The organism is Aeromonas sp. sif2433 (genome assembly GCF_019218705.1).
GTDB classification, from domain to species: Bacteria; Pseudomonadota; Gammaproteobacteria; order Enterobacterales; family Aeromonadaceae; genus Aeromonas; species Aeromonas encheleia.
The window spans coordinates 85,969-99,099 of record NZ_JAHUXD010000003.1; the positions used below are offsets into that span (position 1 = coordinate 85,969).

Annotated in this window: 16 protein-coding genes; 8 read left to right on the plus strand and 8 right to left on the minus strand. The window is 61.9% G+C overall.

The genetic code is table 11. The features are described 5' to 3' along the window. Positions 1–83 precede the first annotated feature (83 nt). The gene (locus tag KW825_RS05750; RefSeq protein ID WP_042652096.1) at positions 84–1,199 is read right to left on the minus strand and encodes a sugar diacid recognition domain-containing protein; all 1,116 of its coding nucleotides are present in this window, start codon (positions 1,197–1,199) and stop codon (positions 84–86) included. Continuing rightward, on the minus strand, positions 1,186–1,335 hold the full coding sequence (locus KW825_RS05755; protein WP_218328602.1) for a hypothetical protein: 150 nt from the start codon (positions 1,333–1,335) through the stop codon (positions 1,186–1,188). Before KW825_RS05755 ends, KW825_RS05750 begins: the two co-directional genes overlap by 14 nt. 176 nt (positions 1,336–1,511) lie before the next feature. Here KW825_RS05755 and KW825_RS05760 point away from each other — a divergent pair, with 176 nt between their 5' ends. From KW825_RS05760 to KW825_RS05770, 3 genes are all read left to right on the plus strand, one after another. Next, positions 1,512–1,886 (plus strand): YacL family protein, encoded by a 375-nt coding sequence (locus tag KW825_RS05760; protein ID WP_042652094.1) that lies wholly within the window; start codon positions 1,512–1,514, stop codon positions 1,884–1,886. A 53-nt stretch (positions 1,887–1,939) separates the two neighbouring features. Further along, positions 1,940–2,236 (plus strand): hypothetical protein, encoded by a 297-nt coding sequence (locus KW825_RS05765; RefSeq protein WP_005332293.1) that lies wholly within the window; start codon positions 1,940–1,942, stop codon positions 2,234–2,236. A gap of 195 nt (positions 2,237–2,431) precedes the next feature. Further along, entirely contained in the window at positions 2,432–3,262 is an 831-nt protein-coding gene (locus KW825_RS05770) for a CPBP family intramembrane glutamic endopeptidase (protein ID WP_218328603.1), read from the plus strand. Positions 3,263–3,347: 85 nt separating this feature from the next. Here the strand turns inward: KW825_RS05770 and KW825_RS05775 are convergent, their stop codons facing one another. From KW825_RS05775 to KW825_RS05795, 5 genes are all read right to left on the minus strand, one after another. Continuing rightward, positions 3,348–3,767, minus strand: a complete 420-nt coding sequence (locus tag KW825_RS05775) for a DUF4426 domain-containing protein (RefSeq protein ID WP_042652092.1) — start codon at positions 3,765–3,767, stop codon at positions 3,348–3,350. Positions 3,768–3,786: 19 nt separating this feature from the next. Then, positions 3,787–4,080 carry a DUF167 family protein YggU gene (gene yggU / locus KW825_RS05780; RefSeq protein WP_218291168.1) on the minus strand — a complete coding sequence of 98 codons (294 nt, stop codon included), beginning with the start codon at positions 4,078–4,080 and terminating at the stop codon, positions 3,787–3,789. Continuing rightward, positions 4,080–4,631: a YggT family protein gene (locus KW825_RS05785; RefSeq protein WP_042652090.1), complete on the minus strand. Its 552-nt coding sequence runs from the start codon at positions 4,629–4,631 to the stop codon at positions 4,080–4,082. The genes yggU and KW825_RS05785 overlap by 1 nt, the downstream gene beginning before the upstream one ends. 29 nt (positions 4,632–4,660) lie before the next feature. Next, positions 4,661–5,485, minus strand: coding sequence for a pyrroline-5-carboxylate reductase (proC, locus tag KW825_RS05790; protein ID WP_218328604.1), 825 nt, complete (start codon positions 5,483–5,485; stop codon positions 4,661–4,663). Between the two features lie 159 nt (positions 5,486–5,644). Then, complete coding sequence (locus tag KW825_RS05795) at positions 5,645–6,346, minus strand: YggS family pyridoxal phosphate-dependent enzyme (RefSeq protein ID WP_218328605.1); 702 nt, start codon at positions 6,344–6,346, stop codon at positions 5,645–5,647. 39 nt (positions 6,347–6,385) lie between these two features. Here KW825_RS05795 and tapT point away from each other — a divergent pair, with 39 nt between their 5' ends. From tapT to yaaA, 3 genes are read left to right on the plus strand one after another with little or no spacing between them, the layout of a single operon-like run. Continuing rightward, on the plus strand, positions 6,386–7,420 hold the full coding sequence (gene tapT / locus KW825_RS05800) for a type IVa pilus ATPase TapT (protein ID WP_042652087.1): 1,035 nt from the start codon (positions 6,386–6,388) through the stop codon (positions 7,418–7,420). A 25-nt stretch (positions 7,421–7,445) separates the two neighbouring features. Continuing rightward, the gene (locus KW825_RS05805) at positions 7,446–8,555 is read left to right on the plus strand and encodes a PilT/PilU family type 4a pilus ATPase (protein ID WP_042652086.1); all 1,110 of its coding nucleotides are present in this window, start codon (positions 7,446–7,448) and stop codon (positions 8,553–8,555) included. Positions 8,556–8,586: 31 nt separating this feature from the next. After that, entirely contained in the window at positions 8,587–9,360 is a 774-nt protein-coding gene (gene yaaA, locus KW825_RS05810; RefSeq protein WP_218328606.1) for a peroxide stress protein YaaA, read from the plus strand. A 184-nt stretch (positions 9,361–9,544) separates the two neighbouring features. Here the strand turns inward: yaaA and srmB are convergent, their stop codons facing one another. Continuing rightward, positions 9,545–10,765, minus strand: coding sequence for an ATP-dependent RNA helicase SrmB (srmB, locus tag KW825_RS05815; RefSeq protein WP_042652084.1), 1,221 nt, complete (start codon positions 10,763–10,765; stop codon positions 9,545–9,547). 128 nt (positions 10,766–10,893) lie between these two features. Between srmB and KW825_RS05820 the strand changes: the two genes are divergently transcribed. Together KW825_RS05820 and brnQ are read left to right on the plus strand one after the other, a co-directional pair. Then, complete coding sequence (locus tag KW825_RS05820) at positions 10,894–11,604, plus strand: tRNA1(Val) (adenine(37)-N6)-methyltransferase (RefSeq protein ID WP_218328607.1); 711 nt, start codon at positions 10,894–10,896, stop codon at positions 11,602–11,604. A gap of 236 nt (positions 11,605–11,840) precedes the next feature. Continuing rightward, entirely contained in the window at positions 11,841–13,103 is a 1,263-nt protein-coding gene (gene brnQ / locus KW825_RS05825) for a branched-chain amino acid transport system II carrier protein (RefSeq protein WP_242380592.1), read from the plus strand. Positions 13,104–13,131 lie beyond the last annotated feature (28 nt).

The window sequence follows — 13,131 nt, forward strand, 5'->3', positions numbered from 1 at the left end:
ATGGTGATCCCGGGTCGGAAAGCTTTGGCCGAAAAGCCAAAGCTTTCGTTTTCATATCGTCACTTTTTGTTCATATGAACAAATCAACCGTCGAGATTGAGCCCGAGATAGAGCAGGAACTTGTCATCTAACTTGTTGAAATTTAACCCTGTTATCTGCTCTATCCGGGTCAGCCGGTAACGCAGGGTATTGGGATGAATGAACAAGGCATCGGCACAGGGATGCAGATCACAATCCTGCAAGAAATATTGGCGCAGCGTCTTTTGCAGCGTTCCCTTTGCATCCTCTTGCGCCAGCCTGAGCAGGGGAGCCCGCAGCTGATCAGCCTGCCAGGAGTCCGCCAGACTGCCGAGCAGCACCGGTAGCCGGTAATCCTCGAAGAAGTAGACCTGTTTGCGCGGTGCCTGGCGCATGCCACGGCGCAGGGTGTCGCGGGCGGTCTGGTAGGAGCGGGCCAGGCCGTCGATCCCGGCGAAGTAATCACCCACCCCGATGCGCACCTTGAAATGGGGAATGCGGGCCAACAGCTGCTTGATGCGGCTGCGCTCCTGCGCCGATTGCCAGACGCCGTCGCTGAGCTGGGCCGGTTTGAGCACCACTATCTCGTCCAGGCCGTTGATGGCCACCAGGTTGTCCCGCTCCGGGTACTCCAGCAGATGCACCAGCTCCCGCAACCGGGCGGGATCGGCCTCCTCCAGCGTCAGCACGGCCACCACCCGAGGCTGGGCCAGATCCAGCTCGAGGAAGCGGGCCGCCTGCTGCAGCTGATCGACCCGCCCCTCGCCGCGGATGAGCTGCAGCACCAGCTCCTCCTTGTGGCGCTTGTCCCACTGCAGCTGCTCGGTCAGCGCCGCCTGCTCGAGGATCAGCTCGGCGGTCATCCGCACCAGCTCGGCGTAAGCGCGCACTTCCTCCGGATCCCCCGAGATGCCGATGACCCCGAGCAGCTCCCCCTGATAGGCGATAGGCAGGTTGATGCCGGGCCGCACCCCTTTGAGCTGCTGGGCGGTGGCCTCGCTGATCTCCACCACCCGGTTCTCGGTCAGCGCCAGCACGGCCCCCTCGTGGCGCTGGTGCAGCCGCTCCGGATTGCCTGAGGCGATGATGAGGCCGCGTTCATCCATCACGTTGACCGAGAACGAGAGGATCTTCATCGCCCGGCTGACGATCTGCCGGGCCAGGGTATCATTTAGCTGCATGGGCTCTCCGGGTAAAAGCTGAGGTGGCCGCAGGCGATGCTGAGACGGCGCCTTCGTCCATCAGGTTGACCGAAAACGAGAGGATCTTCATCGCCCGGCTGACGATCTGCCGGGCCAGGGGGTCATTTAACTGCATGGTCTCTCCGGGCAAAAAGCTGAGGTGGCCGCGCAAAGATGCCACATCATCAAGACAAGCGAGGGGGGGATCGCTAGAATAGGCCACTTTACCCCAGGTGTGCCCACCATGGATCACGGATTTGGCGCAGGCCAGTCCCCTGGTGATGGCCCCGTCCTTTCGATATGGATCCCGTTATGGACTATGAATTTCGCCGCGACCCGTTCGGTGGCTATCGCGCCCGGTTCTCCATGGGCCATGAAGCCATAGGTCAATGGCTGATCGACGAGGTGGGAAAGGATGAGGAGAAGCTCGACGAGCTGTTCTCCATCATCGACCAGCTGTCCAACCGCAGCCGTGTCGAATACCGTCTGCTCGGCGGCGACTATTCGCTGCTGCTCACCCATGAGGAGGCGGAGGTGAAGGCCAACGTCCTCAATATCGAGCAGGATGAGGATCTCGACGATCTCGCCTACTACGATGATGAGCAGCTGGCCATGTGCGGACTGGAAGACTTTGCCCAGGTGCTCGGCTCCTGGCGCGCCTTTATCCGCAATGAGGATATGGGCTGATCACCCTCTATTTATCGGGCAAGCATGCCCGCTGCAACCCAACAGGATTGACTATGTCTATTTACGATTTTGATGACGAACTGCCGGAAGACGAAGAACAGGAATCCAGCCAGAAAGCCGCCGTGCCCGCCAAGAAGAAGGGCAAGCAGGTGATGAACACTCAGGTCAACCTGAGCCCGCGCGATGCCAGCCGCCTGAACGGCCTGCACGTGGAAGCCATCACCACCCTGGACGACGTCAGCCTGCCGAAGAACGTCATCTTCAAGGCCGGCCTGATCGCCCTGGGCGAGCTGGAAGCGACCAAGCGTGCCGATATCATCGCCCGCGTGATTGCCGAATCCGGCCGTTAATACGACTTGGGCGCGTGAATGCGCGCCACAACCTCTCACCAAAGCCGGAGCCTCTGCTCCGGCTTTTTTATTGGTCTGACAGAGGCCGACAGGCGGCACAACAGACCGCGGCAGGGATCCGACCAGTCTATCGAGCCTTGTGCCAGGGGGAAGGGATCGTTAAGGTGCGCCCCTTCTAACTCGCAAGGAGACTCAATGTTACCGCTACCCGATGCCTTGATCTGGGGAGTGCTGGCGCTGGCCGTGCTGCTCTGCCTGGCCCGCCAGCCGAGACCCGGCCTGATCCTGCTGGGGATCGCCCTGCTGACCGCCCTCTGGCTGGGGCGCCTCAGCCCCTTCGCTGCGCTGGTCAGCCTCGCCGGCCTGTTGCTGGCCTGGCAAACCCCCAGCCTGCCCCAACCCTGGCGTGGCATCGCACTGACGCTGGTGCTGCTGTGGGCCATCGCCCTGACGCTGCATCAGGTGCCGGGCTTTGACAACCTCAGGGTACTGGATCGGGTGCAGGCCGGCCCCGCCAGCGTGCCCTTCAGCCTGTATCTCAATCTGGACAAGCCGCTGATCTTCTTCGGCCTGCTGCTGGCCTGGCCCACCCTGCTCGGCCAGGGAGGTCCCATCCGCTGGCGACCACTGGCCCTGCTCATCCTGCCGCTGGCGGCCCTGTTGCTGGCGGCCTGGCAGCTCGGCGCCCTCAGGCCCGAGCCGGGGCTGCCCCACTGGTGGTGGCTGTTTGCCCTCAACAACCTGCTGTTCACCTGTGTGGCGGAGGAGGCGCTGTTTCGGGGCCTGATCCAGCAAGGGGTGGCGAACCGAAGCAAGCCCTGGTTCGGTCTCCTGGTCGCCAGCCTGCTGTTCGGGGCGGCGCATCTGGCCGGTGGCCCGCTGCTGATGCTGTTTGCCGCCCTGGCGGGGGCCTGCTACGGGCTGGCGTTCCAGCTCAGCGGACGGCTGAGCGTCGCCATCCTGTTGCATTTTTTGTTCAACTTCGCCCACCTGGCCCTGTTCACCTACCCGCTGGCCAGCCGCTGAGGCCCCACTGGCATCTCCTCTTGAGCGAACGACGGGCAAAAAAATGCCCCGAACACAGGTTCGGGGCATTTTTCATCGACCCGGCTCAGTCGACGTAGAAGGTCTGCTGGAAGGTCAGCGTCTGCTGCTGCCCCTCGCCCATGATCTTCAGGGTGAACTGATAGGTATCCTCGTTGCGGTAGGGCAGCACCGCCAGATAGTAGATGGAGTCTCCCTCCTTCACCTCCTGGAAGGTCAAGGTACGGATGGTGCCGGTGAGGTTCTTGGCCTCCCCGCTGATGCCCACCGCCTGAGCCACCCCCTGCTTGTTTTGCACCGCTATGTTGACGATGCCGTTGTAGCGGCTGCGCTCCAGACCATAGGCCTTGGCCACCTCGGGGGTGAGGAAGCTGGAGTTGAAGGCGTTGTAATGCACCTGCCAGGGACCCAGCTCCTTCATCTGTTCGGCCCGCAGTGGCAGCGTCATCAACAGTGCCAGCAGGCAGCTAATCCAGGCTGTTTTCATGATGTCATCCTTCTCGTGTTTACGACTCCAGCAGGGCACTGATCTCGGCGGGGATCTGCCTTGGCGCCTCGATGGCGACCGTCTTGTGTCGTCCCAGCTCCCCCCGCACTATACGGACCTGCCCCTTGGCCACCTTGAACTGCTTGGCCAGGTACTTGATCAGATGGCCATTGGCCTGGCCATCCACCGGCGGCGCCGTGATGGCCACTTTCAACTCCTCGCCGTGCAACCCGACGATCTGATCCCGGCTCGCCTTGGGCTGGATCACCAGATGCAGTATCAGCCCGTCCCCTTCTCGCAGGACGGCCGGCATCAGATCATCAACCACAGTTGGCCGAACAGATCCCCCAACAGATAGTTTATGGCCTGCAAGCCGATAAAGGCGACCAACACCGAGAGATCCAGACCACCCAGTGCCGGCAGGATGCGGCGGATCGGTGCCAGGAAGGGTTCGGTCAGCTGGTGCATCACGTATTCGATAGGGTTGCGACCCTGGCTGACCCAGCTCAGGATGGCGCGGATCAGCAGCACCCAGAAGATCATGGCGCCCGCCTTCTTCAGCACGGTGAGGGCGGCGAACAGGCTGAGGGTGAGCCAGTCGGTCAGCAGCACGTTCATGCTCTTGAGCAGCGCCAGCTTGGCGAAGGCGATGATCAGGGCCAGCAGCACCGAGGCCATGTCCAGGCCGCCAAAGCCGGGGATAATGCGACGCAGCGGCACCACCAGCGGGTTGGTCAGCTTGACCACCGTCTGGCTCATGGGGTTGTAGAAGTCGGCGCGGGCCCACTGCAACCAGACGCGCAGCAACACCACCATGAGGTAAATATCAAAAACCGTATTAATCAGAAAGTAAGCCGTGTTCATCCGGGCTCCTTGTTAAGCCGTAAGCGTGATCAGAAAAGGGTTTCCATCTCGGCGGCCCGGGTGACGGCCGCCTGCATGGCGTGAGCGGTCAGCGGCATCAGCCCCTGCTCCTGGAATGTCTTGACGGCCTCGGCCGTGGTGCCGCCCTTGCTGGTCACCTGCTCGCGCAGGGTCTGCAAGGAGAGCTGAGGATTCTGCTCCACCATGGCGGCGGCGCCGAGGGCGGTCTGCTGCACCAGTAGGCGGGCCTGCTCGGGCGAGAAGCCCATCGCCTCCGCCTGCTCGGCGATCGCCTGCATAAACAGGAAGAAGTAGGCAGGCGCACTGCCCGCCGCCGCGATGACGCCGTTGATGCCGCTCTCCTGCTCCACCCAGAGGGTCTTGCCCACGGCCTGCATCATCTGTTCGGCAAAGTCGCGATCCCCCTGCTCAATGCCCGCCGGGGCATAGAGACCCGTCATCCCCAGTCCCAGCAGGGAGGGAGTATTGGGCATGGTGCGGATGATGCGAGTGTGACCCCCCGCCATCTCGCCAAGGCGCGCCACCTTGATACCGGCGGCGATGGAGACGAGCAGCTTGCCGGTCAGCGACCCCAGCTCGGCGACCAGTGCGCCCAGCATGGCGGCCATCAGCTGCGGCTTGACCGCCAGCACTATGACCTCGGCCGCCCGGGCCGCCTCGGCGTTGTCCTGGGTGATGCGAATGCCATAGTCGCTCGCCAGCGCATCCAGTTTGGGACGGCTGGGGTTGGCGGCGATGATGCGCTCGGCCGGATAACCCGCCTGGATCAGGCCGGCAATGATGCTGCGGCTCATGTTGCCCGCCCCGATGAAGGCGAGGATCTTATGCTGCATCTTGCACTCCTGCTGATGAAATGACTGCGGAGCCCTGCGTGCCCGCCCCGATGAAGGCGAGGGTTCTATGTTGCATCAAACACTCCTGTTATTGGCTGCCAACACGGCGGTTCGCCTGCGCCGACGAAGGCGGGGACAGGCGGCACCCCGTGCTGCTGTTTATGAATAATCGCGGGCACCGAAGATGGCTGTTCCGACTCGTACCATGGTGCTGCCATGGGCGATCGCCGGCTCGAGATCCTCGGTCATGCCCATCGAGAGGGTATCGACACTCGGGTATTGTTGCGCAAGCTCGGTGAACAGAGCCTGCATACGCCGCATCTGTGCGGCCAATACCGCCTCGTCACTGGTATGCTCGGGAATGGCCATCAGGCCACGCAGCACCAGCCGTTCACTCCGGGCGACCAGCGCGGCCAGACGGAAAATCTCTTGCTCCGACGTACCGGATTTGCTGCTCTCTCCGCTAATATTGATTTGCAGACAGACATTTAGCGGAGTCAGCCCGGCCGGACGCTGGCTGTTGAGGCGCTCGATCAGCTTGTCACGATCGACACTTTGTACCCAGTCGAATCGCTCCGCCACCAGTCTGGATTTGTTTGATTGCAGCGGGCCGATAAAGTGCCACTCTATGTCTGCGCAGTCGGCCTGGGCGCGCAGGGTGTCGATCTTGGCCGCCGCCTCCTGGGCATAGGATTCGCCGAATCGGCGCTGACCCGCGGCATAGGCGGCCTGGATGTCTTCCAGCGGCTTGGTCTTGCTGACCGCGAGCAGCTGGATATGTTCGGCTCCGCGGCCAACCCGCCGGGCAGCCTGTACAATACGTTCCTTTACCTGAAGCAGGTGCTGGGCAATCTGGTTCATATTTCGTTCGTGATCTTGTGATGGGAGAATAACAAGTCTATGGATATCACAGAGTTATTGGCTTTCAGTGTAAAGCATAAGGCCTCGGATCTACACCTCTCGGCTGGGGTTCCCCCGATGATCAGGGTTGATGGGGAGGTTCGCAAGATCAATTTGCCCGCCCTGGAACACCGGGAAGTGCACGCCCTCATCTACGACATCATGAACGACCACCAGCGCAAGGAGCTGGAAGAGAACTTCGAGGTGGATTTCTCCTTCGAGGTGCCCAATCTGGCCCGCTTCCGGGTCAACGCCTTCCAGCAGGCGCGCGGCTCGGGCGCAGTGTTCCGCACCATCCCCAGCACAGTGCTGAGCCTGGAGGATCTGGGGGCCCCGGAGATGTTTCGCAAGATCGCCGAATTCCCCCGCGGCCTGGTGCTGGTCACCGGCCCGACCGGCTCGGGCAAGTCCACCACCCTGGCGGCCATGGTCGATTACATCAATGACAACTTCCACCACCACATCCTCACCATCGAGGATCCCATCGAATTCGTGCACGAAAACAAGCGCTGCCTGGTCAACCAGCGCGAGGTGCACCGCGACACCAGGAGTTTCGCCAACGCCCTGCGCTCGGCGCTGCGGGAGGATCCGGACATCATACTGGTGGGGGAGATGCGCGATCTGGAGACCATACGTCTCGCCATGACCGCCGCCGAGACCGGCCATCTGGTGTTTGGCACCCTGCACACCTCCTCGGCCGCCAAGACCATAGACAGGATCATCGACGTCTTCCCCGGCTCGGAGAAGGACATGGTGCGCTCCATGCTGTCCGAGTCCCTGCGCGCCGTCATCTCCCAGACCCTGCTCAAGCGGATCGGCGGGGGCCGGGTGGCGGCCCACGAGATCATGATGGGCATCCCCGCGGTGCGAAACCTCATCCGGGAAGACAAGATTGCCCAGCTCTACTCCGTCATCCAGACCGGGATGACCCACGGCATGCAAACCATGGATCAGAGCCTCAAGCAGTTGGTCAACCGGGGCATAGTCGCCGCCCTCGACGCCAAGGCCAAGGCGGCCGATCCCAACAGTATCTAGGACAAGCTCACTCCAAGGAGACACTATGAACATGGATGTTCTGCTGGCTGAACTGGTTGCCCAAAAGGGCTCGGATCTGTTCATCACGGTCGATGCCCCGCCCACCCTCAAGGTCAATGGGCGCCTGGTATCGCTCGGCGATAAACCGCTGGACAGGCCGGCTGCGCTGGCCCTGGTCAGGGAGAGCCTGGACGCTGAGCACTTCGAGCGCTACCTGCATAGCCGGGAGGCAAACTACGCCATCCATCGCGAGGCGCTGGGACGGTTCCGGGTCAGCGCCTTCTGGCAGCAGGATATGCCGGGCATGGTGCTGCGCCGCATCGAGACCCATATCCCCAGCTTCGGCGAGCTGGTGCTGCCCCCCATCTTGCAAGAGGTGGCCATGGCCAAGCGCGGGCTGGTGCTGTTCGTCGGCGCCACCGGCGCCGGCAAGTCCACCACCCAGGCGGCCATGATTGGTTATCGCAACCAGCACGGGGACGGTCACATCCTGACGGTGGAAGATCCGGTGGAGTTCGTGCATCAGCACGGCCGCTGCCTGATCACCCAGCGGGAGGTGGGGATCGATACCGAATCCTTCGATGTGGCGCTCAAGAACTCCATGCGCCAGGCGCCGGATGTCATCCTCATCGGCGAGATCCGCAACCAGGAGACCATGGAGCTGGCCATCCAGTTTGCCGAGACGGGCCACCTCTGTCTCGCCACCCTGCACGCCAACAACGCCAACCAGGCGCTGGATCGCATCCTCCATCTGGTGCCAGAGGCGAAACACCGCCAGTTCCTGTTCGATCTCTCCTTCAACCTGCGCGCCATCGTCGCGCAGCAGTTGCTGCCCTGCACCGATGGCAGCCGCCGGGTCGCCGCCTTCGAGATCCTGCTCAACACCCCGCTCATCACCGACATCATCCGCAAGGGCGAGATGCATCGGCTCAAGGAGGTGATGACCAAATCCAGCGAGCTCGGCATGCAGACCTTCGATCAGGCGCTGTTCGCCCTGTTCTGCGCCGGCCAAATTGGCTACAGTGAGGCCCTTGCCCACGCTGACTCCGCCAACGACCTGCGGCTGCTGATCAAGCTGTCCGGTCGTGAGCAGCTGGGCGCAGGTTCATTGGACAACGTCACCCTGGACGAATGAGGGGCGTGCGTCACCGCTAGAAAGGATAGTTATGCTGATTGTGGTTTCCCCGGCCAAGACGCTGGACTACGAGTCGCCGCTGGTGACTTCCCGTTTCACCCTGCCCGCGTTGCTGGATCACTCCGCCCGGCTGATCACCCGGGCCCGACAACTGGCCCCTGATCAGATCGCCAGCCTGATGAAGATCAGCGACAAGCTGGCGGGACTGAACGCGGCACGCTTCGCGCAGTGGCAACCGGACTTCACCCCGAGCAACGCCCGCCAGGCGCTGCTGGCCTTCAAGGGCGATGTCTACACGGGCCTTGCCGTGGAAGATTTCAGCGAGGCGGACCTCGACTTTGCCCAGGCACACCTGCGCATGCTGTCCGGCCTCTATGGCGTGCTGCGCCCGCTCGACCTGATGATGCCCTACCGGCTGGAGATGGGGATCCGTCTCGACAACGAGCGCGGCAAGGATCTGTATCAGTTCTGGGGCGACATCATCACCGAACACCTCAACCAGGCGCTGGCCGCACAGGGGAGCGAGGTACTGGTCAATCTGGCGTCCGACGAATACTTCAAGTCGGTACGCCCGCGGGTACTGAAGGGCCGGATAGTGACGCCTGTGTTCAAGGACGAGAAGAACGGTCAGTTCAAGATCATCAGCTTCTACGCCAAGAAGGCTCGCGGCATGATGGCGCGCCACATCATCAAGCACAGGTTGACCGAGGTGGAGCAGCTGATCGGTTTCAATGCCGGTGGCTACTATTTCGTGCCAGAAGAGTCTGATGCGCACACCCTGATGTTCAAGCGTGCTGAAAATTAATTACGAAAAAAAGGAACCAACAGAGGATCCCCGGGTCTGAATACGTGAATCCTCTGTTGTAAGCACTTTTTGTTAGCCGACGTTTATGCGTCGGCTTTTTTCTGCGCGTCTTTCCACCCGCCGGCAGGGCGCCGGTGGCAGCAAACAAAACGGCCATCCGAGGATGGCCGTTTTGCATCGGGTATTACTTCTTTTTCTTGGCCGACTTCTTCTTGCCATCCTTAGGTTTCTTCTTCTTCACCGGCACCCGCGCTTCTTTATGCTTGGGACGCAGCACGTCGATCACCCGGCGCTTGAGGCGCTCTTCGGTGTAACGCTCGATCTTGGAGACCATGGCCATATCGTGGGCCTCCACCAGGCTGATGGCGCAGCCACGGTTGCCGGCTCGACCGGTGCGGCCGATGCGGTGCACATAGACGTCGGTGCCGTAGGGCATGTCGTAGTTGATGACATGGCTGACGTTGGGCAAGTCGATGCCACGGGCGGCCACGTCGGTGGCGATGAGGAAGGGCACTTCACCGGCGTGGAACTTGCGGATCGACTCGATGCGCTTGCTCTGCTCCATCTCGCCACGGATCCAGGCGCAGGAGACACCGGCCGCCTGCAACTGGCCGGAGAGCTCAGCCAGCCGCTCACGGGTCTTGACGAAGACGATGGCCTTCTGGGTTTCCGGATCCTTCAGGATGTGGATCAGCAGCGCCAGCTTGTGGGCGGCATCATCGGCCAGGTGCACCCACTGGGTGATAGGGCGACGCTCGCTGCGGGGGGGCTCGGCGTGCAGCTCGACCGGCTCCTTGAGGATCTCGTTGGCGAACTTCTCCAGCCCGGCCCCTTCCAGGGTCGCGGAGAACAGCATGGTGTGCTTGCGGTAACGCGCCTCGGCCACGATGCGGTTCACGTCCTTGACGAAGCCCATGTCCAGCATGCGGTCGGCTTCATCCAACACCAGTACCTCGATGTCGTGGCTCTCGAACTCTTCTTTGTCGATGTATTCCAGCAAGCGGCCCGGGGTCGCCACCACGATGTCGGTGGTCTTGGTCAAGGCCGGCAGCTGCTCTTCGTGGCTGACACCGCCGATGATGGTCTCGATGCTGAGGTGGGTGTGCACCGCCAGCGCCTTGGCGTGGGCACTGACCTGCAGCGCCAGCTCGCGGGTCGGGGTCAGGATCAGCATGCGGCACGGGCCCGGCTTGCGGCGCGGGAAATCCAGCAGGTGTTGCATGGCGGGCAGCAGGAAGGCGGCCGTCTTGCCGGTACCGGTCGGAGCGGATGCCAGAATATCGCGGCCGTCCAGGGCTGGCTCCAGCACCATCTGCTGAATGGTAGTGGGGCGGGTGAATCCCATCTCGGCCAGGGCCCGGTTGAGGGCTGGATTCAGGTCGAAATCATCAAAGGACTGGCTCATGGCAATACTCGGTCATTAAGGAAACGGCAGATTATAGGCGATTATGCCGCCGGCTCCTATGGCGACTATGGCTTAGCCGCTATAATCGCCGACCATTTTGGGTATGGCAGAGAGATGGCGGGGGTCAGATGGGACGAAACAGCGGTTTTACCTTCAAACAATTTCACATCGATCACGATCGCTGCGCTATGAAAGTCGGCACCGACGGCATACTGCTGGGAGCCTGGGCGCCCATCGCCGCGGCGCGTCGGGTGCTGGACATAGGCACCGGCAGCGGCCTCATCGCGCTGATGCTGGCCCAGCGCAGCCATGCCGACTGTCACATCGACGGGGTGGAGCTGGATAAGGATGCAGTCGCCCAGGCCAGAGCGAACGTGGCGGCCTCCCCCTGGCCCACCCGGGCCGGCATCATCGAGAGTGCGATTCAGGACTATCAGGCAGCGCCCTACGATCTCATCGTCTCCAACCCCCCCTATTTCGTGGCGGGTCAGTCGTTTAGCGATCCGGCCAGGGCGCTGGCCCGCCACACCGGCGCCCTCGGCAGCCGGGATCTGCTGGCGGCGTGCGCTCGTTTGCTGGCCGCCGACGGGCGGGTGGCGCTGGTGCTGCCGACCGCCATGGCGGATGAAATTTTATGCATCTCGGCAGATTATGATTTGTACGGCTTTTGTTATACAGCTGTTATCACCAGAGCAGGTAAAGCGGCAAATCGCGTTTTATTGCTACTTGGCAGAGGATTAAGCAGGTGTGAGAGGGGTGAGATTGTGATCCATTCTACTGCTGGAGGCTATTCCGACAGATACATCCAACTAACCCACCCCTTCTATTTGAAGATGTAAATTTCGCCTTGAACTATTTTTTCACATCATTATGCTGACTGGCAAACGAGCACCCGCTCAAGACCAGCTCAAACCACTGGTCGCGATGAAAAAAGCAGCGGGGCTCCTTTTTTTTACCCCTGAACAACACCGGTCATCGACCAATAAAAAACTATAACAAGCAATAGTTTACAAGACAGACGAGGTTGAACTTGACGAAATCACTCACATTATCCGACGTACTCGGATTGGGCTTCATGACCTTTGCCTTCTATTTGGGCGCCGGTAACATCATCTTCCCGCCGCTGGCCGGTTACATGGCAGGCGAGAACCTTCCCCTGGCCATGCTGGGCTTCCTGGTTACCGCGGTGGGCCTGCCGCTCATCACCATCCTCGCCGTCGCCAAGGCCGGCAACGGCTGGGCCGGCATGACCAAGCTGCTGCCCGCCGGTGTGGCCACCACCCTGGCCGTCGCCATCTACATCATCATAGGCCCGGCCTTTGCCGCCCCCCGTACCGGCCTGGTAGCCTACGAGATGGGCCTCAAGCCCTTCATCGGTGACATGGGACAGGCCGGTCTGGTCGTCTACACCCTGTTCTTCTTCGGGGTCGCCATGCTGGTCTCCCTCAACCAGGGCAAGCTGATGGATGCCATCGGCAAGTACCTGACCCCGGTGCTGATGATCCTGCTGCTGACCCTGGCCGTCGGCGTCTTCGTCGCGCCTCAGGGCACCATGCCCGCCGCGTCCGGCGACTATCAGCACAGCCCCCTGGTGAAAGGGATCCTGGAAGGCTACAACACCATGGACACCCTGGCGTCCCTGATGTTTGGCGCCCTGATCGTCGATCTGCTGCGCAAGAAAGGCATCAACGACTACCAGAGCCAGTTCAAGTACCTGGCCATCGCGGGCGTCATCTCCGCCATCGGTCTGTCCGTGGTCTATGTCTCCCTGTTCCAGCTGGGTAACACCGCCGCCGGCGTGGCCTCAGACGTCAGCAATGGCGGCGCCATCGTGAACGCCTATGTGCTGAGCCTGTTCGGTCAGCCGGGCCAGTTCATCCTGGCGGGCATCATCACCCTGGCCTGCTTCACTACCGCCGTGGGCCTGATCTCCGCCTGCTCCGACTTCTTCCACAATCTCACCGGCATCAGCTACCAGAAGCTGGTCGTACTGCTGGGGAGCATCTGTGCCGTGGTCGCCAACGTGGGCCTGAGCCAGCTCATCAGCCTCTCCATTCCGGTGCTGGTTGCCATCTATCCGGTCGCCGTGGCGCTGGTGCTGGTCACTTTCCTGAAGGGCTACTTCGGTCGTCCCCGCCTGGTGTTCCGCTCCGTGTTGCTGGTCGCTTTCCTGTTCGGCTGCCTGGATGGCCTCGGCGCTGCCGGCATGAAGATGGATGCGTTCGCCTTCCTGCCGCTGTTTGACAAGGGCCTGGCCTGGTTGCTGCCGACCCTGCTGGCCTGTGGCCTCGGCGTGCTGGTCCGCACCGGCGACAAGCTGGCCGCCGAAGCCGCCTGATCGTCCGTCATACCGATACAAGAGAGGC